Raw genomic sequence first — 21,367 nt, forward strand, 5'->3', positions numbered from 1 at the left:
ACCACCGGCTGCCCCGGCAGCCGCAGAGAAAGGAAGCCACACTATGGCGAGCAAAGAGGAAATCCTGACCGGCCTGGCGGAGATCGTCAACGAGGAGACCGGTCTGGAGACCGAGGCGGTCCAGCTCGACAAGTCCTTCACCGAGGACCTGGACATCGACTCCATCTCGATGATGACCATCGTCGTCAACGCCGAGGAGAAGTTCGACGTGACCATCCCCGACGAGGAGGTCAAGAACCTCAAGACCGTCGAGGACGCCGTCAACTTCATCGACAACGCCCAGGCCTGAGTCGGCCGGTCGTCAGCGGGACGCGGCGGGGCGCAGGAACCGCCGCGTCCCGCCGACCCGCACCCGGGCGGACCGCCCACCGCTTCATCCCAGGACACGAGGAAGTGCAGTCATGACCCGCAAAGTAGTCGTCACCGGTCTCGGTGCCACCACCCCGATCGGTGGCACCGTCCCCGAGCTGTGGCGCAGCGCCAACGCCGGCGTCTCCGGTGTCCGCGCCATCGAGCACGACTGGGTGGACACCTACGATCTCGCCGTGCGGATCGCCGCGCCGGTCTCGACCTCCGCCGGCGAGGTGCTCTCCCGCGTCGAGGCCAAGCGCCTGGACCCCTCGGGGCAGCTGTCGGTCATCGCCGCCCGCGAGGCCTGGGCGGACGCCGGCTTCTCCGGCCCCAACGCCGAGGACTCCGCGGAGGTCGACCCCGACCGCTTCGCGGTGGCCTTCGGCACCGGCATCGGCGGGGTCTGGACCCTGCTCGACGCCTACGACACCCTGCAGAAGCGCGGGGCCCGCCGCGTCATGCCGCTGACCGTGCCCATGCTCATGCCCAACGGCAACGCCGCGGCCGTCGGCATGGACCTCAAGGCCCGCGCCGCCTCGATCACCCCCGTCTCGGCCTGCGCCTCCGGCACGGAGGCCTTCTACCAGGGCATGAACCTGATCCGCTCCGGCAAGGCCGACCTCGTGGTGGTCGGCGGGGCCGAGTCCGCGATCCACCCGGTGACCATCGCCGCGTTCTCCTCGATGCAGGCGCTGTCCAAGCGCAACGACGAGCCCGAGCGCGCGTCCCGGCCCTACGACACGGCCCGCGACGGCTTCGTGATGGGCGAGGGCGCGGGCGCCGTGGTGCTCGAGTCGGAGGAGCACGCCAAGGCCCGCGGCGCCCGCGTGTACGCGGAGCTGGCCGGAGCCGGGCTGACCTCCGACGCCTACCACATCACCGCGCCCGACGACGAGGGCCGCGGCGCGGCCCGCGCCCTCGACGAGGCCATGCAGACCGGCGGGTTCGCGCCGGCCGACGTCAAGCACGTCAACGCCCACGCCACCTCCACCCCCCGGGGCGACGCCCCCGAGGCCGGTGCCCTGCGGCGGGCCTTCGGCTCGGCCGTGGACGACATGTGCGTCTCCGCCACCAAGTCCATGACCGGGCACCTCCTGGGCGGCTCCGGTGCCGTGGAGGCCGTGCTGACCGTCCTCGCCGTGCACCACCGCACCGCGCCGTGCACCATCAACCTGGAGAACCAGGACCCGGAGATCGACCTCGACGTCGTCACGGACGCCCGGGAGCTGCCGGGCGGGGACTTCGTCGCCGTGTCCAACTCCTTCGGCTTCGGCGGGCACAACGCCGTCGCCGCGTTCCGCACCGTCTGACCGGTCCGTCCGGCACACGGCACGAGGGTCGCCCCGCAGCGCGGGGCGACCCTCGTGCCGTGTCCGGCCCCCGGAGGCGGAGCGGGAACGGGTGCGCTCAGCCGACCCGGTGCAGCCAGCGCACCGGAGCGCCCTCAGCCGCGTGCCGGAACGGCTCCAGCTCCTCGTCCCAGGCCTCGCCGAGGGCGAGCGAGAGCTCGTTGATCACCAGCAGCGGATTGCCGGCCGCGGTCTCGTAGGCGTAGCGGATCCGGTCCTCGGAGACCATGATGTTGCCGGCGGCGTCCGTGGTGGCGTGGAAGATCCCGAGGTCCGGGGTGAAGGACCAGCGCGCGCCGTCGTGGCCGCGGGAGGGGTTCTCCGTCACCTCGAACCGGAGCCGGCCCATCGTGCGCAGGGCGGAGGCCAGCAGCGCGCCGGTGCCGGCGGGGCCCGACCACTCCAGCTCGGCGCGCACCGTGCCCGGCTCGGCGTTCTGCTGGGTCCACTCCAGCTCCGTGCGCTGGCGCGCGACCGACTCCAGCGCCCACTGGATGTGCGGGCACAGCGCCTGTGGCGCGGAGTGCACGTAGAGCACTCCGCGCGTGGTGGGTGAAGACATGACCTGCTCCTCCGTCGTGTAGGTACGTCTTCCCCGACGCCCTGCACAGCAACGGCCCCACCCGCCGGGTCGCGGTGTGCGCGCCGCTCCCGGGCGATGCGATTGTGCGGCCGGCCCGTGCACCGCGGGGATTCGAGGCCCGCACGGCGCCCGGTCGACCCGGTGCCGTACCCGCCGCCCCGGCCCGCGACCTGCCGGCCGGTCCGGAACGGTGGATACACTACGCATCTCATTCAACTGCACAGTTTCCGGGGCCGTCAACCTGTGCGACGTCGCGCGGCCGCCGGGGCGCGGTCGGCGCGGGCTCGGACGCGCGGGCTCAGGCGCGCGGATGCGCCTGGCGGTACACCGCTCCGAGCCGGTCCACGGAGACGTGCGTGTAGATCTGCGTGGTGGCCACGGAGGCGTGGCCCAGCAGCTCCTGCACGGTGCGCAGGTCCGCGCCGCCGTCCACGAGGTGGGTGGCGGCGGAGTGGCGCAGCGCGTGGGGCCCGCGCGCCGCGGTGTCCGGGACCGTGCCGAGCTCGCGCTCCACCACCCGGCGGACCTGCCGGACGTCGATCCGCCCGCCCCGGAAGCCGAGGAAGAGCGCCGGCCCGCTCCCGGCCGTGGCCAGCAGCGGCCTGCGGGCCAGCCAGCTCTGCAGCGCCTCGTCCGCGGGGCGGCCGAAGGGCACGGTGCGCTGCTTGTCGCCCTTGCCGATCACGGTGAGCACCCGCCGGTGGCGGTCGAGGTCGTCGACGTCGGCGCCCGCGAGCTCGCTCACCCGCGCCCCCGTGGCGTAGAGCAGCTCCAGGAGCGCCCGGTCCCGCGCGCGCAGCGCCGCCTCGGCCTCGGTGACGGCCGGGTCGGCGGCGCGCCCGGCGAGGTCGTCGAGCAGCTCCCGCATCCCGTCGGCGGGCACGACGTCCGGGAGGTGGCGCTGCCGCCGAGGGGCCACGAGCCGCAGGCTGGGGTCGGCGCCCACGAGACCGGTGGCGGCGGCCCAGCCGAAGAAGCCGCGGACCGAGGCCGTCCAGCGGGCCATCGACGAGCGTCCCGCGCCGCCTGCGTGCCGGGTGGCCAGCCACGCCCGGAGCATGTCCAGGTCCACGGCCGCGGGCGTGGCCACGGCGTAGCGTTCGTGCAGCCAGGCGAACAGGGCTCGCAGGTCCGAGGTGTAGGCGCCCACGGTGCGGGGACTGCGCGCCTTCTCGTGCCACAGGTGCTCCGCGTACCGCTCCAGGGCGCGGGTCACGGCCGTCGGCAGCGGGGCGGGGGCGGTGCTCATGGGGCGAGTCTAGCGACGGCGGCGCCAGCCCTCCTCCGACCCCTCGGCCAGCCCGCGCTCCTCGAGCCGGCGCAGTCCGCCGAGCACCTCGCGCGCGGACAGGCCGGCGACCCGCACGAGGTGGTCCGGGCGACTGCGCGCCGCCAGCGGCAGGGCGTCCAGCAGCACGCGGTCGGGCTGCGAGAGCCCGTCGACCACCGCGGCCGGCCCCTCCGCGGCGTCGGCGGGGTCGGTGGCCGCCGCGGTGGCGCCCAGCGGCTGGAGCAGCTCCAGCACCTCCTCGACGTCGGTGACCAGCACGGCGCTGCCCTCCCGGACCAGGCGGTGGCACCCGGCAGAGGTCCCCGCGAGGACGCTGCCGGGGACGGCGCCCACGGGGCGGCTGAGGCCGTCCGCGTGGTGGGCGGTGTTCTGGGCGCCCGAGCGCCACCGGGCCTCGACGACCACGGTCCCCGCCGAGAGGGCGGCGATGATCCGGTTGCGCTGCAGGAAGCGGTAGCGGCTGGGCGTGCACCCCGGCGACGCCTCGCTGAGCAGCAGCCCCGAGGCCTCGACGCCGCGGAGCAGCTCGTCGTTGCCGCGCGGATAGAGCCGGTCGATGCCGCAGGCCATGACCGAGACCGTGGGCGGGACGCCCGTGCCGGTGGCCAGAGCGGCGGTGTGGGCGGCCTGGTCGATCCCGTAGGCGCCCCCGGAGACCACGGTCCAGCCGCGCGAGGCCAGGGCACCGGCGAGGTCCAGGGCGATCCCGCGGCCGTAGCCGGAGCAGTCGCGGGAGCCGACGACGGCCACCGCCCGGCCGGCGGGGAACCGGAGCAGCCCGCGCCGGCCCCGGCCCCACAGTCCGATCGGCTGGAACAGCCCCAGGTCCGCCAGCGCCTCCGGCCAGTCCGGGTCCTCCGGCACCGCGAACCACGCTCCGGCCCGGGCGGCCGCGGCGAGGTCCGCGGCGGGGTCCAGCCCGGCGGCGCGGCCGGCCCAGCGCTCCATCGCGCGGCGCAGGTCGACCTGCCGGGGACCGTACCCGGCCTCTGCGCCGGCCCGGACGAGGTCGGCGTGCTCGGCCGCACGGATCGTCCGTCGGCCGGCGGCGATCTCCAGGGCCGCGACCGGTCCGAGGGCGGCCAGCAGGAGCATGGCGGTGGGGTCCGTGGGCTCCACGAGGCGGCAGAGCCCGGCGCGGGCCAGCCGCACGCCGTCACCGGCGGGTCGGGGAGCGGACGGGGCGGGGTGCATGGTCGGTCCTCCTCTGGGCGGTCGGGTCGGTGCCGCGGTCGGATCAGTGCCGCGGTCAGGCCGGCACGAGCGAGCGGAGGTACAGGGCGGTGTCGACGTCGTCCACCGCCGGCACGCCGCGGCCGTCGAGGTCGGCGAGCGTCCAGGCGACGCGCAGCACCCGCTGGTGGCCCCGGGCCGTCAGCGCCCCCCGGTCCATCGCCCGCTCCAGCGGCGCGGTGACGGTGCGCGGCGGCCGCAGGGGCCCGTGCAGGAGGACCGTGCCGAGCTCGGCGTTGGTGCGCAGGCCCAGCCGGCGGAGGCGTTCGGCCTGGGCGCCGCGGGCGGCGGCGACCCGGGCGGCGACGGCGGCCGTCGGCTCGGCACCGCCCGCCCCGGAGGCGAGCTCACCGTAGGAGACCTTGGGCACGGAGATCTGCAGGTCCACGCGGTCCAGGAGCGGGCCGCTGAGCTTGCCGAAGTACGACCGGCGCACCCGAGGGGTGCAGGTGCAGTCCGCTCCGCGGCCTGCGGACTGCCCGCACGGGCAGGGGTTCGCGGCGAGCACCAGCTGGAACCGGGCCGGGTACACCGCCGAGGCCACCGCCCGGTCGATCGTCACCCGCCCGCTCTCCAGGGGCTGGCGCAGGGCGTCGATCACGCCCCGGTCGAACTCCGGCGCCTCGTCGAGGAACAGCACCCCGCGGTGGGCGCGCGAGGCGGCGCCGGGCCGCGGGATCCCCGTCCCGCCCCCGAACAGGGCCGCCGAGGACACGGTGTGGTGCGGCGCCTCGAAGGGCGGGCGCCGGATCAGCGCGGTGCGCCGCTGCGCAGGGCCGCCGAGGGAGTGGATCGCGGTGACCTCCATGGCGGCGTCGTCCTCGAGGTCGGGCAGCAGTCCGGGCAGGCGTTCGGCCAGCATCGTCTTGCCGGAACCGGGCGGGCCCACCATGAGCAGGTGGTGCCCGCCCGCGGCGGCGATCTCCAGGGCCAGCCGGCCGTCCTCCTGACCGGCGACGTCGGCGAGGTCGGGATCCGTGTGCGCCGCCGCTCCCGCGGCCGTCCCGTCCGGCGCCGTCCTGCCGGGCCCGGGGCCGCCCGGTCCGGGTGCGGACGGGGCGGCACAGGAGGGGACGGCGCCGGAGGGGTCACCGGCCGGTGCGGGGCGGCGCAGCTCCTGCGGATCGGCGCCGGCGGCGGCGAGCACCTCGGCGAGGCAGCCGTAGCCGGCCACCCGGGCGCCGGGGACCAGGGCGGCCTCGGCGGCGTTGGCCTCGAAGACGACGATCCGCTCGTGCCCGGCCCGCACCGCCGCCATGACCGCCGGCAGGATCCCGCGCACCGGGCGCAGCGCCCCGTCCAGGCCGAGCTCGGCCAGGAAGACGGTGCGGCCGGTCGCGGGCACGGACCCGGCGGCCTGCAGGGCGCTCAGCACGATGGCGAGGTCGAAGAGCGAGCCGCGCTTGGGCAGGGTCGCCGGGGTCAGGTTGACCGTGAGCTTGCGCGGGCTCAGCGGCATGCCGCTGTTGCGCGCCGCGGCCCGCAGCCGCTCGCGCGCCTCGTTGAGGGCGGCGTCCGGCAGGCCGACGATCGAGAAGGCGGGCAGGGTCTGGCCGATGTCGGCCTCGACCTCCACCATCGCCCCGTCCAGCCCCACGAGGGCCACCGCCCAGGTGCGCGCGAAGCCCATCACCGGGCCTCCGCCCGGCACGGGTACGGGCCGGGCGGAGGCCCGGTGCGGGCGCGCCCGGAACCGGGAACGATGTGCGGTCGACTGGGGTGCAGGTCGGCGGCGGCGCGCCGGCGGCGGGCGGGGCCGGGGTCGGCAGCGCGGTGCGGTGGGCTCGGGTGCATGCCGGCCATGCTCCACGGCGCGGCCCGGATCACGGAGGACCGGCAGGTCCCGCTGTGGAACAGCCCGGCGCGTCAGGCCGGATAGCTCCCGATGGGGAGCGAGGACGAGGGCGTGGCCGTGGGCTCCGGAGTGGGCGTGGGCGTGGCGGAGGACGTGGGACCGGCCGGGTCCGGGGAGGCCTGGGTGACCGGCTCCGGAGGCGGAGGCCAGGTCCGGCGCGCGGTGGGGCTCGAGGACGCCGACGGGGTGGGGCTGGGCGTCGCCCCCGGCGCCCCGGCGGCGGGGGCCAGGTCGTCGTCGGTGGGTGAGGGCTCGGGCTCAGGGCCCGGAGGCGGCGGAGGGGGTGGCGACGTCGGCTCCGGCGACGGTGTGGGAGCCGGTGCGCCCGTGGGCAGGGGCAACGGCTCGGCCACGGGTGCGCAGGCCGCGTTCCAGGCGGCCTGCTGCACCGGGCCGGACGGATCGGCGGCGTCGGTGCAGTCGGGCACGTACACGGGAGCAGGCCCGGGGGCGGGCTCCGGCGCGGCGGTGGGCTCGGCAGGCGGCGGGGCGGGAGGCGCGGCCGGGGGCTGGGCCGGCCGGGCCGCCGGCTGGGCCGGGGCATCGGGCGCCGGCAGCGGGTCGACGCGCTCCCGCGGGGCCGGCTCCGGGGCCCCCGCACGGTACTGGCGCTGGACGGGCCCGTGGCCGACCGGCTCCGGTAACAGGGCCCGCTCGTTCGGGTACGGGGAGAGCTCGACGTCGTCGAAGCTCAGCGGCAGGCGCTCGAAGTCGCCGATCATCAGCTCGCGGCCCTCGGCGCCGGCCGGGACGGACCCGGTGTACTGGCCGATGAGCTCGTGGGTGCGGGCGTCCAGCTCCGTGCCCTCCGCGGCGTCCAGCGGCGTGCCGTCGGCGCGCCAGAACCCGCCCTCGACGGACCGGTCGGGATCCCACTCGGCGAGCACCTCGACGGCCGGCTGGAAGGGGAACTGGCCGCCCTCGTGGCTGATCACCTTCAGGTCGTCGATCTCCACGGCGCGCGTGCCCTCGGTGTTGTCGATGTGCAGCTCGACGTAGGTGACGGGCTCGACGTGCAGATCCTTGCGCAGCTGCTCCACCTCGTCGTCCGGGGCGGGCACGGTCGGCAGGTCGAAGGAGATCACGGCGCCCTCCTCCGTGGTGAGGGCGTAGGGGCCCGGGGTCAGCCCGCTGGGGGCGGTCGTCACGGTCCCCGGCTGGGCGACGATCTCGGGCTCGTCCTCCGTCGCCGCGCCGCAGCCCGTGGCGGCCAGCGCGACGGCCGCGGCGAGGGTCGCGGCACGACGCGCGGGGGTGAGCGGTCCCGCAGCGACCACAGCGCACCTCCGACGTTCTCCCGGTTGTCGACGGTTCCACAGTGGCACGTCGCGGGAGGACTGTCACGCCGGGTGCGGGCGCGTCGCGTCTTATTGGATCTGTTGCAGGATCTCGATCTCGGCCGCTCCGTCCTGTGCGAATGTGATTGCAACAGCATCGACCCTGATCATCGCGGGGTCGCGGTCGTGGGCCCTCGCCCAGGCCGCCGCGAGGCGGTGCAGGCGCACCGTCTTGGCCCGCGTAATGGACTCGAAAGGATGCCCGTAACGGACGCTCGAGCGGGTCTTCACCTCCACGGCGACGACCCACTCCCCCTGCTCGGCGACGACGTCCACCTCGCCGCGGAGGCCGTCCCGGGCGGGCACCGCACGCCAGTTGCGGTCCAGGACGCGGTAGCCCAGCCCCGTCAGGTGCGCGGCCGCGAGCTGCTCACCGTGCGCTCCGAGTCCCCCGGACACCCGACCCCCTCCCCGGTCCGGGACGCCGCGGACCGGGGTCCAGCATGGCCGCCGGCGGCCGCGGCGGGAGCCGCCCGCGGGCCGGTGTGCAGGGCGGGTCAGGAGGCCGTGGGATCTCCGGCCGCGGGTCCGGCGGCGCCGGGCACGGAGAAGGGATCCGCGTGGGCGAGCTCCTCCACGTTGACGTCCTTGAAGCTCATCACGCGCACGTGCTTCACGAACCGCGCCGAGCGGTAGACGTCCCACACCCAGGCGTCCTTGAGCTCGACGTCGAAGTAGAGCCCGGTGCGCGTCTCCACCGGGTCGATCCGCACCGAGTTGGCCAGGTAGAAGCGGCGGTCGGTCTCCACCACGAACTGGAACAGCCCGGCCACGTCCCGGTACTCGCGGTAGAGCTGCAGCTCCAGGTCCGTCTCGAAGTTCTCGAGTTCTTCGGCGCTCATGTCGTCTCGTCTCCGCTCGTGCTCGGCCCGGCGGCGGCCGCCGGCCGGGTCAGCCGCCAGCTCAGCCGGTGGTGGGGCGTGGGGCCGCCCTCCTCGAGAGCCGCGCGGTGCCCTGCGGCACCGTAGCCCTTGTTGTTCTCCCAACCGTACTGCGGCCAGGCCCCGGAGAGCTCGCGCATGATCCCGTCCCGCTCCACCTTCGCCAGCACGCTGGCCGCGGCCACGCTCGCGCACGTCAGGTCCGCCTTGACCCGGGTCACGACCGTCCCGGTCCAGACGGGCTCGTCCGCGGCGGCGGGGGCGTCGAAGAGGGACGGGGCCGCGGCCGCGGACAGCCAGTCGTGCCGTCCGTCCAGGAGCACGACGTCCGGGGCGGCGCCGCCTCGGGCCGCCGCGGCCAGGGCGCGCTGCCCGGCCAGGCGCAGCGCGCCCGTCAGCCCCAGCCCGTCGATCTCCTGCGGGGAGGCGTGGCCCACACCGCTGGCGGCGCACCAGGAGCGGATCCGCGGGACGAGGGCCTCGCGGCGGGCGGGGCTCAGCAGCTTGCTGTCCCGCAGCCCGGGGATCCCGCGTGCCGTGCCGGGGTGCAGGACCACCACCCCGGCCGTGACCGGGCCGGCCAGGGCGCCGCGGCCGACCTCGTCCATGCCGCCCACCCGATGGGCGCCGCCCTCCTGGAGGGATCGCTCGACGGCGAGGCCGGGGGCCCGTCCCGGGGGCCCGGCCGGTGGCCGCGCCGTGCGGGGCTCAGGAGCCACCGGCGGACCCGGCCGGGATGTCGGCGAAGACGTCGTCCGGGTTCTGCAGCCACTGGAAGCGGTCGAGCGGCCAGGCGATGACGAACGCGGTGCCGACCACGTCGTCGTGGCTGATGAACGCGCTGTCCTCGATGATCTCCGAGAAGTGGACCCGCGAGTCGGCGGACGCGTCGCGGTGGTCGCCCATCACGAAGTAGTGGTCCTGCGGGACGACGATGTCGAAGGGGATGTCCGAGGGCGCGGAGCCGGGGTACAGATAGCCGCCCTCCTCGAGGGCCTGCCCGTTGACGGTGACCCGCCCCGAACCGTCGCAGCACGCCACCTGGTCGCCGCCGACCCCGATGACGCGCTTGATCAGGTGCTGGTCGGTGCGGTCGGGCAGCACGCCGACGAAGGCGAGGGCGTCGTAGACGGCGTCCGCCGGCCCCCCGCCGCTGTCCGGCTGGGCGGGCAACCACCCCTTCGCGTCCTCGAAGACCACGATGTCCCCCCGCTCGAGCGGGCCGAAGGTGGGTTCGACGACGTTGACGAAGATCCGGTCGTTGAGCTGGAGGGTGTTCTCCATGGATCCGGACGGGATGTAGAAGCCCCGCACCAGGAGGGTCTTGACCACGAAGGCGATGAGCACGGCCCAGACCAGCACGAGCACGATCTCCCGGACCGAGCCCCAGAACGTGTCCGGGCGCTGCTTGCGCGATCGTCCCGCGCCCGAGCGGCGGCCGCGCCGCGACGTGGATCCCCGGTCGAGGTCGGTGCCCTCGGCGTCCGCGCCGGGGTCCTGCGCGGCTGTGGCGGAGTCCTCCGGCGGCACGGTGGAGGCCGTCGGAGGCGTGCCGGGGGCCTCCGCGGCGGGAAGGGCGGCGTCGCCGGTGGCGCCCCGGCTCTCGCGGGGCGCGCCGTCACCGGCGGTCGGGGTCCTGTCGGCCAATGCTCTCGTCCTTCCTGGGCGGGCGCCCGCGGGCGCCCGCGGGCGCCCGGTTCCGGATCCGTGCGGATCGCGTCAGAGCTGCCCGGCCCGGTCCAGGGGCCAGAGGACAGCAACAGGTTCTCCGATGACCTTATCCGCTCGGACCAGCCCGCCACCGGGCGCGCCGAGCAGACTGCGCGAGTCGACCGACACCGAGCGGTGGTCGCCCATGAGCCAGAGCCGGCCCTCGGGGACCACGGCGGTGAACTCGATCTCGCTCGGGCGGTCCCCCTCCCGGACGTAGTCCTCGGTGATCTCCTCGCCGTTGACCACCAGACGTCCGGAGGGGCCGCAGCAGGAGACCGTGTCCCCGGGCGTGCCCAGCACGCGCTTGAGGTAGACGCTGTCGGAGCCGGCCAGCCCGGTCCACCGGCCGAGGCTCTGCAGGCCCTGGACCGGCCAGGGATCGTCGCTGCGCAGCGGTGCGAAGCTGCCGCGGCCGTCGAAGACCACCAGGTCGCCGCGCTCGGGCTCCGTCCCGTGGCGGAGCTTGCCCACCAGCACCCGGTCCCCGGGTTCCACGGTGGGCTGCATCGAGTCCGAGCCGATCCAGTACACGTCCACGACGAAGGCGCGCAGCACTCCGGCGACGAGCGCCGCGACGAGCAGGGCGAGGACGACGGAACGCCAGCCCCGAGTGCGGAGCTGGCGTTCTCGCCGTACGGCGTGGGACCCGGTGTTGTGCGGGTCCCGCGCCCGGGTTCCGGTGGGCACGGGAGCGCGCGCCGTCCTACTTGCCGGACTTGCCGGACTTGCCGGACTTGTTCGACTTGGTGGTGGCGGTGTTGTCCCGCTTCTCGCGGATGCGAGCGGCCTTGCCGTGGCGGTCGCGCATGTAGTAGAGCTTCGCGCGACGGACGTCACCGCGGGTGAGGACCTCGATCTTGTCGATGACCGGGGAGTGCACCGGGAAGGTGCGCTCCACGCCCACGCCGAAGGAGACCTTGCGGACGGTGAAGGTCTCGTGCACGCCGGCGCCCTGGCGGCCGAGCACGAAGCCCTTGAAGACCTGCACGCGCGAGCGGTTGCCCTCGACGATGTTCACGTGCACGTTGAGGGTGTCGCCCGGACGGAAGTCGGGGACGTCGCTGCGCAGGGACTTGGCGTCGAGCTGGTCGAGGATGTTCATGGTGTCTCTCCTGGTGAACGCCGCAGGTCGCTCACGTGGGTCGGCACGGATCCGTGCTGCGGCCCGGGCGGTGCCCGGTCCGGGTGCGGAATCCGCAAGACGTGGTGGCCGGGCCCCCGAAGGAGGGTTCCCGGGTGTCCTGCTGTTGGTCGCTCATCCCCCTGCGGCAGGGGCGTGCCCAGCAGACACAGCTGGTCATTATGCCACAGGATGCCCCTGGGCGTCTCCCCCGCCCGCGCCGTCGCGCACCACCCGGTCGCCGGACACGACCCAGCCGGCCGCGGCGAGGACGTCGCGGTCGGCGCGGTCGAGGCCCGCCGGGTCCAGGGCGGCGACGAGGTCCGGGCGGCGGGCCGCGGTGCGCTGCAGCTGGCGGTCGCGCCGCCAGCGGGCGATCCGCCCGTGGTGGCCCGAGAGCAGGACCTCCGGCACGGGCCGGTCCCGCCACAGTGCGGGCTTGGTGTAGACGGGGTACTCGAGCAGCCCCTCCGCGTGGGACTCCTCCACGAGCGACTCCGGGTTGCCGATCACGCCCGGCACCAGCCGGCCGATCGCCTCGACCATGGCCAGCACGGCGACCTCCCCGCCGTTGAGCACGTAGTCGCCCAGGCTCATGGGCCGGACCTCGAAGTGCTCCCGGGACCACTCGACGACACGCTCGTCGATGCCTTCGTAGCGCCCGCAGGCGAAGACGAGGTGCTCCCGGAGGGCGAGCTCCCGGGCGGTGGCCTGGGTGAAGACCTCACCGGCCGGGGAGGGCACCACGAGCACCGGCCGCTGCTCCGGGGCCCCAGCCGCCGCGGGGCCGCGCGTGCGGGCGGCGTCGAGGGCCAGCGCCCACGGCTCCGGCTTCATGACCATGCCGGCGCCGCCGCCGTAGGGCGTGTCGTCGACCGTCCGGTGCCGGTCGGCGGTGAACTCGCGCAGGTCGGTCACGGTCAGCTGCAGCAACCCCTGCTCCCTGGCCTTGCCGATCAGCGAGAGGTCGAGGGCGGAGAGGTACTCGGGGAAGATGCTGACGACGTCGATGCGCATCAGCGTCCGCCCTCCGGGGCGCCGTTCTCGGGGGTGCCGGGCTCAGGGGTGCCGGGCTCAGGGGTGCCGGGCTCAAGGGTGACGGGCTCGGGGGCGGCGTCCTCCAGACCGAGCTCGAGCAGTCCCGGCGGCGGGGTGACGACGACGAAGCCGCCCTCGGGGTCGACGACCGGCACGATCTCCTCGACGAAGGGCAGCGCGGCCTCGCGCCCGTCCTCGTCCAGCGTGATCTCGAGCAGGTCCTGGACGGGCATGGTGCGCAGCCCGGTCACGACGCCGATCCGCGGGCCGCTGCCGTCCTCGGGCCCGGTGCGGACCTCGAGGTCGACCAGTTCGTGCTCGTACCACTCCTCGGCCTCCGGGTCCTCGTCCTGGGCCTCGGCGAAGAGCAGGGTGCCGCGCAGCGACTCGGCGCCGTTGCGGTCGGGCACCTCCTCGAGGGCGACGACGAGCACGGCCTTGTTCCAGCGGGCCCCGCGCACGGTGACCGTCCCCTGCGGGGCGAGCGGGGAGGACGGCTCGAGCCGCAGCCGCGCCCCGGGGGCGAAGCGCTCCTCGGGGGCGTCCGTGAACAGTTGCACGGTGACCTCCCCGCGGATGCCGTGGGGCTTGCCGATGCGGGCGACCTGGACCAACATGTGCGCTCCTGAGGGTTGTGCGGCCGGGGGGCCGGGGCGGGGTGCGGACGGCGCGGGGGCCGTCAACGCCGACGGTCCCCGCATCCGGTGCGGATGCGGGGACCGTGCGGGCGGCGGGGCCGGTCGCGGGCGCGCCCGGCCCGCCTCAGCGGGTGCGGCGGTCGGTGTCGACGACGTCGATCCGGACCGGGCCGTCCTCGGCGAGCGCGCCGATGACGGTGCGCAGCGCCTTGGCGGTGCGGCCCTGGCGTCCGATGACCCGCCCGAGGTCGTCCGGGTGCACCCGGACCTCGAGGGTCTCCGCCCGGCGCCCGCTCTTTAGTCGGACGTCGACGTCATCGGGGCTGTCCACGATCCCGCGGACGAGGTGCTCCAACGCGTCGGCGAGCACGACTACTCGGCCTTCTCGGCGTCAGCCGCGGGGGCGTCGTCGGACTCGGCGCCGGGCGCGGCGGTCTCGGTCTTCTCGCCCTTGGGGGTGATCGCCTCGGGGATGATCACGGAGCCCTTGTCGGGGGCGACGAACTCGCCCTTGCCCTGGGGCTGCTGCAGGGTGCCCTCGGCACCCTCCTCGCCCTTGAAACGCTGCCAGTCACCGGTCACCCGGAGGATGGCCGCGACGGCCTCGGACGGCTGGGCGCCGACGCCGAGCCAGTACTGGGCCCGCTCCGAGACGACCTCGATGTAGGAGGGGTGCTCGGTCGGGTGGTACTTGCCGATCTCCTCGATGACGCGGCCGTCGCGCTTCTTGCGGGAGTCGACGACGACGAGGCGGTAACGGGGATCGCGCATCTTGCCCATGCGCTTGAGACGGATCTTAACAGCCACTGGTGTGGACTCTCCTGGTTCTTGGATGAGGTGAACGCCCTGGTCTCGCTCCCGTGGGGCGGGCCGGTCGCAGGGGTTCTGTGGACACGAGAAACGTGCGGCGAGAGGGACCGCACGCATCGAGTACCCCTCCAGTATGCCAGACGCGGTCAAGTCCGCCGCCCACCGGCGCGCTGCCCGGGTCGCCGCGGGGCCCGTCCGGTGTCAGGGATCCGGGCCGGTGTCACGGCTCCAGGCGCGCCGCCTCCCGCCAGCCCAGGGATCGACCGCCCTGGAACACGGCGCGCTCGTAGATCCGCTCCCCCGCCCGCAGCAGCAGCCAGGCCGCGGCGAGGGTCACGGCGAGGGAGAGCACGGGCTGCCACCAGGCCACGTCGCCGCCGAGCATCCGCACGGGCATGGCGACGGAGGAGACGACGGGCACGTAGGAGGCGGCCGTGAGCCAGGCGCCCTCGGCGTAGAGGCCCACGAACAGCGCCCCGACGAGCACGGCCAGGATCGGCCCGGTGCTGCTCTGCAGGTCCTCCGGGCGGGAGGCGAGGGAGCCGAGCACGGCCCAGACGGAGGCCTGCGCGGCGAAGCCGGCCACGAAGAAGGCCACGAACCAGCCGGAGGCCGCCAGCGCCCAGCCGACGTCGGCCGCGGTTCCGGCGACGTTCACGCCGACGAGGCCCACGAGGGCGTAGAGGGCGATCTGCCCGAAGGCGAGCAGGCAGTTGCCCAGCACCTTCCCGTGGAGCAGCTGCCGGACCGGGACGGCGGTGGCCAGGATCTCCACGACCCGGTTCTGCTTCTCCTCGAGCACGGAGTGGGCGATGGCCATCCCGAAGACGACCGCCGAGAGGTAGAACAGCAGGGCGAAGGCGAATCCCATGGCCAGGCGGACGGGTCCCCGGTCCGTCCCGCCGGCGAGCAGCTCGGTGCGCAGCTCGGCGCCGGCGGTGAGCTCCTCGGCCGTCGTGCCGGCCGCGCGGGCGTTGGCGGCGAGCGTCGCGTCGGCGACCGCCTGCTCCAGGGCCCGGCCGAGACCGGGGTCCACGCCGTCCCGGCCGACCACCGTCCAGCCGTCGAGCTCGAGCAGCAGTGCCGCGTCCGCGGACTCGGCGGCCACGGCCGCCCGCGCGGCGTCGGCCGAGCCGGTGCCGTGCACCGTCAGGGTGTCCTCGCCGGCGTCGGCCAGGGCCTGGGCGGCCCGTGCGGTGACGGGTGCCGCCTCGGGGCCGGCCGTGGCCACGACGTGCTCGGCGGCCCGGTCTCCCAGCAGGGCGGAGGCGGCGATCGAGGCGGCCACCAGGAGCAGCGTGGCGGCGGTCGAGAGCAGGAAGGACCGGTCGCGCAGCTTCACCGCGATCTCGCGGGCCGTGACGGTCCACCACGGCCGGTCCGCGGGCGGGCGGGCGGTCACCGCGTCACCTCGCGGTAGACAGCGGTCAGGGCGGGGACGATCTCGGCGAACTCCACGAGCCCGTGCCGGACGGCCTGCTCGAGGAGCCGGGCGCGCGCGGCGCGGTCCTCGAGCTCCAGCACCGCGGCCGGGCCGTCGACGTCGACGACGCGCACCCCGGGCACGTCGCGGACCCACCCGGTGTCCTGCTCGCAGTGCAGCCGGTGCCGGCGGGGACCGGCCCGGCGCAGCTCGTCGGCGGTGCCGGCGGCCAGGACCCGGCCGCCGGAGAGGACGACGAGCGTGTCGCAGAGGCGGTCGACGAGCTCGAGCTGGTGGCTGGAGAAGAGCACGGGCACGCCTCGGGCCGTCCGCTCCCGCAGCAGCTCCACCATGGCGTCCACCGCCACCGGGTCCAGCCCGGAGAACGGCTCGTCGAGGACCAGGGCGGCGGGCCCGTGCAGCAGCGCGGCGGCGACCTGGACCTTCTGCTGGTTGCCCAGGGACAGGGACTCGAGCCGGTCCTTGGCACGCCCGGCGAGGCCGAAGCGCTCCAGCAGCCGGGCGGCCTCCGCGAGCGCGTCGCGGCGGCTCATCCCGTGCAGCCGGCCGAGGTAGCCCAGCTGGTCGAGGACCCCCTGCTTGGGGTAGAGCCCGCGCTCCTCGGGCATGTAGCCGAAGCCGGCGCGGTCGGCCGCGGTGATCAGGCGGCCGTCCCAGAGGACCTGCCCCGAGGAGGCGCGCAGCACGCCCATGAGCATCCGCATGGTGGTGGTCTTGCCGGCGCCGTTGGCCCCGACGAAGCCGGTCATCCGGCCGGGCGCCACGGTGAAGGAGACGTCGTCGACCACGGTTCGGCCCCCGAAGCTGCGGCTGAGCCCCCGGGCCTCCAGGACGTGCCCGTCGGTGCGGGGCCGGCCGCGGGCGGTGCCGGCCCCGGGCGTCACGGCGGTGCTCATGGGGCGGGGGTGCTCATGGGACGGGGTCCTCTCGACCGGGGGCCCGCCCGCGGGGTGCCGGGCGGCTCGGCTCCAGCCTAGGAAGTGCGGCTCACCCGCGGATCCCCACGGGGGCGGAGACCGCACGGGCCCGGACCCGTGGGGATCTCCGCCTGGCGGTGGAGCCGGGTCAGCCGGCCAGGCCGGCCCGGTGGGCGAAGACGACGGCCTGCACCCGGTCGCGGGAGCCCGTCTTGGCGAGGATGTTGGAGACGTGGGTCTTGACCGTGGCCGGGCCCAGGAACAGGCGTTGGGCGATCTCCGCGTTGGACAGTCCCTCGGAGACCAGCCGCAGGACCTCGTGCTCGCGCTCGGTGAGGGAGGCCACGATCCGTTGCTGCGCGGGGTCGGGCGGGGCGGGGGCCGGCTCCGGGGCGGCCGGGGAGACGTCGGCGGCCAGGGCGCGGATGACGCGCAGCGTGGCTTCGGGGGCGAGCAGGGCGTGCCCTCCGGCGACGGCGCGCACGGCCTCCACGAGGTCGTCGGGGTCCGCGTTCTTCAGCAGGAAGCCGCTGGCGCCGGCCGCGAGCGCGTCGAAGAGGTAGTCCTCCCGGTCGAAGGTCGTGACGATGACGACCTTGGCGCAGCCCGTGCCCACGATCCGCCGGGTCGCCTCGATCCCGTCCATCACCGGCATCTGCACGTCCAGCAGCGCCACGTCCACGGCCCCGTTCCGGGCCGCGGCGACGGCGGCGGCGCCGTCGGCGGCCTGGGCCACGACCTCGATGTCGTCCTCGACGGACAGGACCATGGCGAAGCCGGAACGGACGAGGGCGTGGTCGTCGGCGAGCAGGACGCGGATCATGCTCCCGATCCTTCCACGGGCGCCGGTACGGCGGCGCCTGCCCCGTCCGGCGAGCCGTCCGCGGGCAGGGGGCAGCGGGCGCGCACCCGCCATCCGGGACGGCCCGACCGCGGCCCGATCTCCGCCTCGCCGCCGTGCAGCCGGACGCGCTCGCGCAGTCCCTGCAGCCCGAAGCCGGTGCCCGCGGTGCCGGACCGGGGCGAGCCGCCGTCGAGCACCTCCAGCTCGATCCAGGGTCCGTCCGGGCCGCGCCCGGTGCGCAGGACGAGCGAGGCGGTGGTGGCCGTGGAGTGGCGGATCACGTTGGAGAGGGACTCCTGGGCGCACCGGAACAGGGAAAGGCCGAGACCGGCGGGGACCCGGCCGAGGTCCTCGGTCACGGCCTCGACCGTGCGCACGTCCACCGCGAGCCCGTTCTCGGCGTGCCGGTGCGCGAGGGCTGCGATGTCCGCGAGCCCCGGATCGGGTCGGCGCCCGGCAGGTGCGTCCCCGTTCTCGTCCTCCGCACGCAGGACGCCGAGCAGCTGGCGCATCTCCCCCACGGCCGTCCGGCTGGACTCCTCGACGGTGCGCAGGGCCGCCGCCGCGGCCGCGGGGTCCCGGTCCAGGACCTTGCGGGCGGCGCCGGCCTGGATGCCGATCACCGAGACGTGGTGGGCCACGACGTCGTGCAGTTCCCGGGCGATCCGCATCCGTTCGTCGACGACGGCGCGGCGGGCGATCTCCGCGGACTGCTCGCGGATCCGCTCGGCCTGGCCCGCCAGGCGGTGCCGCTGCAGGGCCGAGCGCCAGGAGGCCCGGCCGGCGAGCACCGCGCCGCCGAAGTACACGACATTGACGAGTCCGGCGTGCAGCTGGACGGCCAGGACCTGCGGCAGCGGCCCGTCCACCGGCTCCTGCGCCTGGACGATCTCGGCGTAGGCCTGGGTGATGGTCAGCTCCACGACCAGCCACAGGGCCATGCAGCCGATCACCGCGGACAGGGCGGTGAGCATCGCGGCGCGGTCCCGGGCCCAGGCCACTGCGGCGTACAGGGCCGCGAAGTAGGCGACCTGGTAGGCCAGCAGGAACGCCGCCGCGATGCTGATGTAGTAGAAGGCGAAGAACAGCACCGACGAGACGAGGAGCACGCCGACCGGGAACCGGCGCCGCACCGCGAGCGGGAGGATCAGCGCGCTCACGCCGAGGTACATCAGCCACGGCTCCTCCGTCTCCGGCACGCCCACGTAGCTGTGCATCAGCACGGCGCTGAACAGGGCCACCGCCAGGAAGGCGGCGGTGCCGAGGACGTCGTTGCGCCGCTGCGCGGGCGTGGGCGCGGGCCGCTCCCAGAACGGGTCCTCGGGGTCGTTCAGCCAGGCCGTGAACCGTTCGGGGAACGGAAGCCGCGGCACCCCGGCAGGACCGGGGCCGGTGCCGGGGGCCTCCGCGGTCCCGACGCTCCGCTCGAGGGGGCCGGGCAGGGCCGTCCGGCCGGGGGCGGTCGCGGGGTCGGTGCTGGATGGAGTGGGCACGTCACCACGCTAGCGCGGCGGGGGCCGGACCGGGCTCCGCCGCCGGGGGGAGCCCGGCGAGCGGTGCCCGGTCAGGGTGCCTGCCGGCCGCATCGACCGGGGCCCGCCGCCGGCCGGGCGCGAGTCGGTGCGGGTCAGTCGCGGGCCGGGTGCGGGGGTCAGTCGCGGGCCGGGCGCGGGCCGGATGCAAGTCGGCGCGGGCCGGGCGCGGGTCAGTCGCGGGCCGGGTGCAGGTCGGCGCGGGCCGGGCGCGGGTCAGTCGCGGGCCGGGTGCAGGTCGGCGCGGGCCGGGCGCGGGTCAGTCGCGGGCCGGGTGCAGGTCGGCGCGGGCCGGGCGCGGGTCAGTCGCGGGCCGGGTGCAGGTCGGCGCGGGCCGGGCGCGGGTCAGTCGCGGGCCGGGTGCAGGTCGGCGCGGGCCGGGCGCGGGTCAGTCGCGGGCCGGGTGCAGGTCGGCGCGGGCCGGGCGCGGGTCAGTCGCGGGCCGGGTGCAGGTCGGCGCGGGCCGGGCGCGGGTCAGTCGCGGGCCGGGTGCAGGTCGGCGCGGGCCGGGCGCGGGTCAGTCGCGGGCCGGGCGCGGGTCTCAGCCGCGGTCGAGGCCGAAGAAGCGGCGCCAGCGCGCCCGCGAACCGGTCGCGGGGTCCGGCCCGGCGAGCAGCTCGGCCGCCGGGGAGTCGTCCGCGGCGACGGTGCCGGGGCGCGTGCCGGCGTGCCGGTGGCGGGCCCCGCGCAGCGCGGCGTAGTAGGCGCTCTCGGCGGCGGCGTCGGCGAGCAGCGCCGCGGAGAGGGTGCCGAGCACGCGGGCCCCGGACCCGCCGCGTCGGGCGGCGCCCGCGAGCCCCACCCCGAGGGCGGTCTCGGTGCCGGCCAGGGCCAGCAGCAGCTCGGGTCGGCGCACGAGGGCGCGCTGGTAGCGGGCGAGCAGCCCGTCCCCGGTGGGCTCGATGGTGAGACCGTGCAGGAGCGCGGCGCCCACGGCCGCGGGCTCGTAGTGCTCGGCGCCCTCGAGCTCGGTGATCTCGCGGCTGCCCTCCACGACCTTGGCGGCCAGCGCGGGCAGGCCCAGCAGCTGCAGGACGGACTCCAGGACCAGGTCGGTGGACTCGCCCAGCACGTAGTTGCGCAGCCGGTTCGTCTCGGCCGGGTCCAGGTCGAAGACCGAGGCGACGGACTCGGTCTGCAGCTCCGAGGTGCCGCCGGCGCACAGCCGGACCAGGTCGCGCTCGAACCGCCCGGCCGGGGTCTCCCCCGACTCCGCGCCGGCCCCGCCGGTGGGCCGCCACTCCGGGCCCCACTCGAGGGCGCACACCGCGTCGGCGGCCTCCAGGTCGGTGACGGACGCCGGGTCCTCCCCGGCGAGCAGGACCTCGAAGGAGCGGGTGGCCCCGTCCGAGGAGAGCGCCACGGCCGTCTCGGCGAGGCCGGTGCGCACGGTCCAGAAGTCGACCTCGGCGTCGAAGACCACCACGGACCAGCCGTGCCGGGAGACCGCGGTGAACCCGGTGCCGGACAGGGCGGCCAGCACGGGCAGGTCCGGGGCGTCCAGGTGGACCAGCAGGACCCGGCGCAGACCGGGGTGCTCGGGCCGCAGCTGGTGGCCGGTGGCCCGGGCGAGGGCGCCGGCCAGCTCGTCGAGGGTGCACCCGGCCTCCACCGAGCCGTCGGCGGCGGCGCGGGCCAGGCGGCCCTCGGCGTCGGCGAGGAACATCAGCTGCGTGGCCCGGGGGCCTTCCGCGTAGGCGCTGATCAGGCGGTGCCCGGCGATGACCGCGCGCATCTCCTCGCACGTGGGCCGGGGCTCCGGGGTCGGCGCGGCGGCGGCCTCCGTCGCGCAGACCACCGTGGCGGGGACCAGGTCCCACGCGGAGGTGGAGGACGTGATGTCGTCGGCGGGGAGTGAGGTCATGGCGTCCATGCTACGCCGTCGTCCCGGCCGTCCCGGGGGCCGCCACCGGGTCCGCGGGCCGCGTCCGGCGGGGGTCAGCGGGGGCCGTCGACGAGCTCCGCCACCGTCCCGTCCGCCAGGGCGGCCAGGGCCGCGCGCAGGCGGTGGGCCAGCCCCGGGCGCAGGTAGGCGTCCAGCTCCTCCGGGGCCGTCCAGCGGTGGCTGAGCAGCTCCTCCTCCTGCACCGTGATGGGGGTGCCGGCGTCGATCACCCCGCCGTCGTAGACGAAGGAGACCGAGTCCCCCCAGATGCCCATGGCCACCCCGTGGGCCACGGCGAGCAGCCGGCCGGGGGCCAGGTGCAGACCGACCTCCTCGACGACCTCCCGGAAGCACCCGGTGCGGGGGTCCTCCCCCGCCTCCACGGTGCCGCCGGGAACAGTCCAGTCCGACTTGTAGTTGGGCTCGACGAGCAGGACCCGGCCCTGCGGGTCGCGGATGAGGGCCTCGGCGGCCAGGCGCCGGGTGGGCAGGGAGTCGACGAACTTCTTCAGCTCGGGCTCGGAGAGGTAGGAGCTCATCGGGGCC

Annotated in this window: 23 protein-coding genes; 2 read left to right on the forward strand and 21 right to left on the reverse strand. The window is 75.9% G+C overall.

The window, feature by feature from the left end:
* Window positions 1-43: 43 nt before the first annotated feature.
* Both AYX06_RS03730 and AYX06_RS03735 read left to right on the forward strand, forming a co-directional pair.
* Window positions 44-289, forward strand: a complete 246-nt coding sequence (locus AYX06_RS03730) for an acyl carrier protein (RefSeq protein ID WP_017833742.1) — start codon at window positions 44-46, stop codon at window positions 287-289.
* Window positions 290-401: 112 nt separating this feature from the next.
* Window positions 402-1,661 carry a beta-ketoacyl-[acyl-carrier-protein] synthase family protein gene (locus tag AYX06_RS03735; protein WP_062734606.1) on the forward strand — a complete coding sequence of 420 codons (1,260 nt, stop codon included), beginning with the start codon at window positions 402-404 and terminating at the stop codon, window positions 1,659-1,661.
* A gap of 97 nt (window positions 1,662-1,758) precedes the next feature.
* Here the strand turns inward: AYX06_RS03735 and AYX06_RS03740 are convergent, their stop codons facing one another.
* The 21 genes from AYX06_RS03740 to AYX06_RS03840 form a co-directional block, all read right to left on the reverse strand.
* Window positions 1,759-2,262, reverse strand: a complete 504-nt coding sequence (locus tag AYX06_RS03740; protein WP_047805220.1) for a DUF3145 domain-containing protein — start codon at window positions 2,260-2,262, stop codon at window positions 1,759-1,761.
* Window positions 2,263-2,581: 319 nt separating this feature from the next.
* Entirely contained in the window at window positions 2,582-3,532 is a 951-nt protein-coding gene (locus AYX06_RS03745) for a tyrosine-type recombinase/integrase (RefSeq protein ID WP_062734609.1), read from the reverse strand.
* Between the two features lie 9 nt (window positions 3,533-3,541).
* Window positions 3,542-4,768 carry a DNA-processing protein DprA gene (locus AYX06_RS03750; protein ID WP_062734613.1) on the reverse strand — a complete coding sequence of 409 codons (1,227 nt, stop codon included), beginning with the start codon at window positions 4,766-4,768 and terminating at the stop codon, window positions 3,542-3,544.
* A gap of 55 nt (window positions 4,769-4,823) precedes the next feature.
* Window positions 4,824-6,437: a YifB family Mg chelatase-like AAA ATPase gene (locus AYX06_RS03755; RefSeq protein ID WP_062734616.1), complete on the reverse strand. Its 1,614-nt coding sequence runs from the start codon at window positions 6,435-6,437 to the stop codon at window positions 4,824-4,826.
* A 236-nt stretch (window positions 6,438-6,673) separates the two neighbouring features.
* Entirely contained in the window at window positions 6,674-7,939 is a 1,266-nt protein-coding gene (locus tag AYX06_RS03760) for a hypothetical protein (protein ID WP_062734619.1), read from the reverse strand.
* Between the two features lie 90 nt (window positions 7,940-8,029).
* Complete coding sequence (locus AYX06_RS03765; protein WP_062734623.1) at window positions 8,030-8,398, reverse strand: YraN family protein; 369 nt, start codon at window positions 8,396-8,398, stop codon at window positions 8,030-8,032.
* Between the two features lie 98 nt (window positions 8,399-8,496).
* A complete protein-coding gene (locus AYX06_RS03770) occupies window positions 8,497-8,841 on the reverse strand; it encodes a DUF2469 domain-containing protein (protein ID WP_062734628.1) in 345 nt (114 codons plus the stop codon).
* Window positions 8,838-9,599, reverse strand: coding sequence for a ribonuclease HII (locus tag AYX06_RS03775; protein ID WP_062734630.1), 762 nt, complete (start codon window positions 9,597-9,599; stop codon window positions 8,838-8,840). The genes AYX06_RS03770 and AYX06_RS03775 overlap by 4 nt, the downstream gene beginning before the upstream one ends.
* Window positions 9,589-10,527 carry a signal peptidase I gene (gene lepB, locus AYX06_RS03780; RefSeq protein ID WP_232319386.1) on the reverse strand — a complete coding sequence of 313 codons (939 nt, stop codon included), beginning with the start codon at window positions 10,525-10,527 and terminating at the stop codon, window positions 9,589-9,591. Before lepB (AYX06_RS03780) ends, AYX06_RS03775 begins: the two co-directional genes overlap by 11 nt.
* Window positions 10,528-10,599: 72 nt before the next feature.
* Window positions 10,600-11,280, reverse strand: coding sequence for a signal peptidase I (gene lepB, locus AYX06_RS03785; RefSeq protein WP_062734631.1), 681 nt, complete (start codon window positions 11,278-11,280; stop codon window positions 10,600-10,602).
* 16 nt (window positions 11,281-11,296) lie between these two features.
* On the reverse strand, window positions 11,297-11,695 hold the full coding sequence (gene rplS / locus AYX06_RS03790) for a 50S ribosomal protein L19 (protein ID WP_062734634.1): 399 nt from the start codon (window positions 11,693-11,695) through the stop codon (window positions 11,297-11,299).
* A 198-nt stretch (window positions 11,696-11,893) separates the two neighbouring features.
* Window positions 11,894-12,730 carry a tRNA (guanosine(37)-N1)-methyltransferase TrmD gene (trmD, locus tag AYX06_RS03795; RefSeq protein ID WP_062734636.1) on the reverse strand — a complete coding sequence of 279 codons (837 nt, stop codon included), beginning with the start codon at window positions 12,728-12,730 and terminating at the stop codon, window positions 11,894-11,896.
* Window positions 12,730-13,368 (reverse strand): ribosome maturation factor RimM, encoded by a 639-nt coding sequence (gene rimM, locus AYX06_RS03800; RefSeq protein WP_062734638.1) that lies wholly within the window; start codon window positions 13,366-13,368, stop codon window positions 12,730-12,732. The genes trmD and rimM overlap by 1 nt, the downstream gene beginning before the upstream one ends.
* 145 nt (window positions 13,369-13,513) lie before the next feature.
* Complete coding sequence (locus AYX06_RS03805) at window positions 13,514-13,759, reverse strand: RNA-binding protein (protein WP_047805200.1); 246 nt, start codon at window positions 13,757-13,759, stop codon at window positions 13,514-13,516.
* Window positions 13,760-13,761: 2 nt separating this feature from the next.
* Window positions 13,762-14,196: a 30S ribosomal protein S16 gene (gene rpsP, locus AYX06_RS03810; protein WP_062734640.1), complete on the reverse strand. Its 435-nt coding sequence runs from the start codon at window positions 14,194-14,196 to the stop codon at window positions 13,762-13,764.
* Window positions 14,197-14,419: 223 nt separating this feature from the next.
* On the reverse strand, window positions 14,420-15,601 hold the full coding sequence (locus AYX06_RS03815) for an ABC transporter permease (protein WP_062734643.1): 1,182 nt from the start codon (window positions 15,599-15,601) through the stop codon (window positions 14,420-14,422).
* Entirely contained in the window at window positions 15,598-16,539 is a 942-nt protein-coding gene (locus AYX06_RS03820; RefSeq protein ID WP_084271433.1) for an ABC transporter ATP-binding protein, read from the reverse strand. The genes AYX06_RS03815 and AYX06_RS03820 overlap by 4 nt, the downstream gene beginning before the upstream one ends.
* A 169-nt stretch (window positions 16,540-16,708) precedes the next feature.
* Window positions 16,709-17,383: a response regulator gene (locus AYX06_RS03825; RefSeq protein ID WP_062734645.1), complete on the reverse strand. Its 675-nt coding sequence runs from the start codon at window positions 17,381-17,383 to the stop codon at window positions 16,709-16,711.
* A complete protein-coding gene (locus AYX06_RS03830; protein ID WP_062734648.1) occupies window positions 17,380-18,897 on the reverse strand; it encodes a sensor histidine kinase in 1,518 nt (505 codons plus the stop codon). Before AYX06_RS03830 ends, AYX06_RS03825 begins: the two co-directional genes overlap by 4 nt.
* A gap of 580 nt (window positions 18,898-19,477) precedes the next feature.
* Window positions 19,478-20,800, reverse strand: a complete 1,323-nt coding sequence (locus AYX06_RS03835) for a hypothetical protein (protein ID WP_147017320.1) — start codon at window positions 20,798-20,800, stop codon at window positions 19,478-19,480.
* Between the two features lie 74 nt (window positions 20,801-20,874).
* Window positions 20,875-21,360: an NUDIX domain-containing protein gene (locus AYX06_RS03840; RefSeq protein ID WP_062734653.1), complete on the reverse strand. Its 486-nt coding sequence runs from the start codon at window positions 21,358-21,360 to the stop codon at window positions 20,875-20,877.
* Between the last annotated feature and the right edge of the window lie 7 nt (window positions 21,361-21,367).

Origin of the sequence: Kocuria turfanensis, assembly GCF_001580365.1 — a bacterium.
Taxonomy (GTDB): domain Bacteria; phylum Actinomycetota; class Actinomycetes; order Actinomycetales; family Micrococcaceae; genus Kocuria; species Kocuria turfanensis.

Bases quoted from the DNA above. Each gene is read 5' to 3' on its own strand.
- AYX06_RS03730 (WP_017833742.1), top strand. From the start codon at position 44: ATGGCGAGCAAAGAGGAAATCCTGACCGGCCTGGCGGAGATCGTCAAC.
- AYX06_RS03735 (WP_062734606.1), top strand. From the start codon at position 402: ATGACCCGCAAAGTAGTCGTCACCGGTCTCGGTGCCACCACCCCGATC.
- AYX06_RS03740 (WP_047805220.1), bottom strand. From the start codon at position 2,262: ATGTCTTCACCCACCACGCGCGGAGTGCTCTACGTGCACTCCGCGCCA.
- AYX06_RS03745 (WP_062734609.1), bottom strand. From the start codon at position 3,532: ATGAGCACCGCCCCCGCCCCGCTGCCGACGGCCGTGACCCGCGCCCTG.
- AYX06_RS03750 (WP_062734613.1), bottom strand. From the start codon at position 4,768: ATGCACCCCGCCCCGTCCGCTCCCCGACCCGCCGGTGACGGCGTGCGG.
- AYX06_RS03755 (WP_062734616.1), bottom strand. From the start codon at position 6,437: ATGGGCTTCGCGCGCACCTGGGCGGTGGCCCTCGTGGGGCTGGACGGG.
- AYX06_RS03770 (WP_062734628.1), bottom strand. From the start codon at position 8,841: ATGAGCGCCGAAGAACTCGAGAACTTCGAGACGGACCTGGAGCTGCAG.
- rplS (WP_062734634.1), bottom strand. From the start codon at position 11,695: ATGAACATCCTCGACCAGCTCGACGCCAAGTCCCTGCGCAGCGACGTC.
- trmD (WP_062734636.1), bottom strand. From the start codon at position 12,730: ATGCGCATCGACGTCGTCAGCATCTTCCCCGAGTACCTCTCCGCCCTC.
- rimM (WP_062734638.1), bottom strand. From the start codon at position 13,368: ATGTTGGTCCAGGTCGCCCGCATCGGCAAGCCCCACGGCATCCGCGGG.
- AYX06_RS03820 (WP_084271433.1), bottom strand. From the start codon at position 16,539: ATGAGCACCGCCGTGACGCCCGGGGCCGGCACCGCCCGCGGCCGGCCC.
- AYX06_RS03825 (WP_062734645.1), bottom strand. From the start codon at position 17,383: ATGATCCGCGTCCTGCTCGCCGACGACCACGCCCTCGTCCGTTCCGGC.
- AYX06_RS03835 (WP_147017320.1), bottom strand. From the start codon at position 20,800: ATGACCTCACTCCCCGCCGACGACATCACGTCCTCCACCTCCGCGTGG.
- AYX06_RS03840 (WP_062734653.1), bottom strand. From the start codon at position 21,360: ATGAGCTCCTACCTCTCCGAGCCCGAGCTGAAGAAGTTCGTCGACTCC.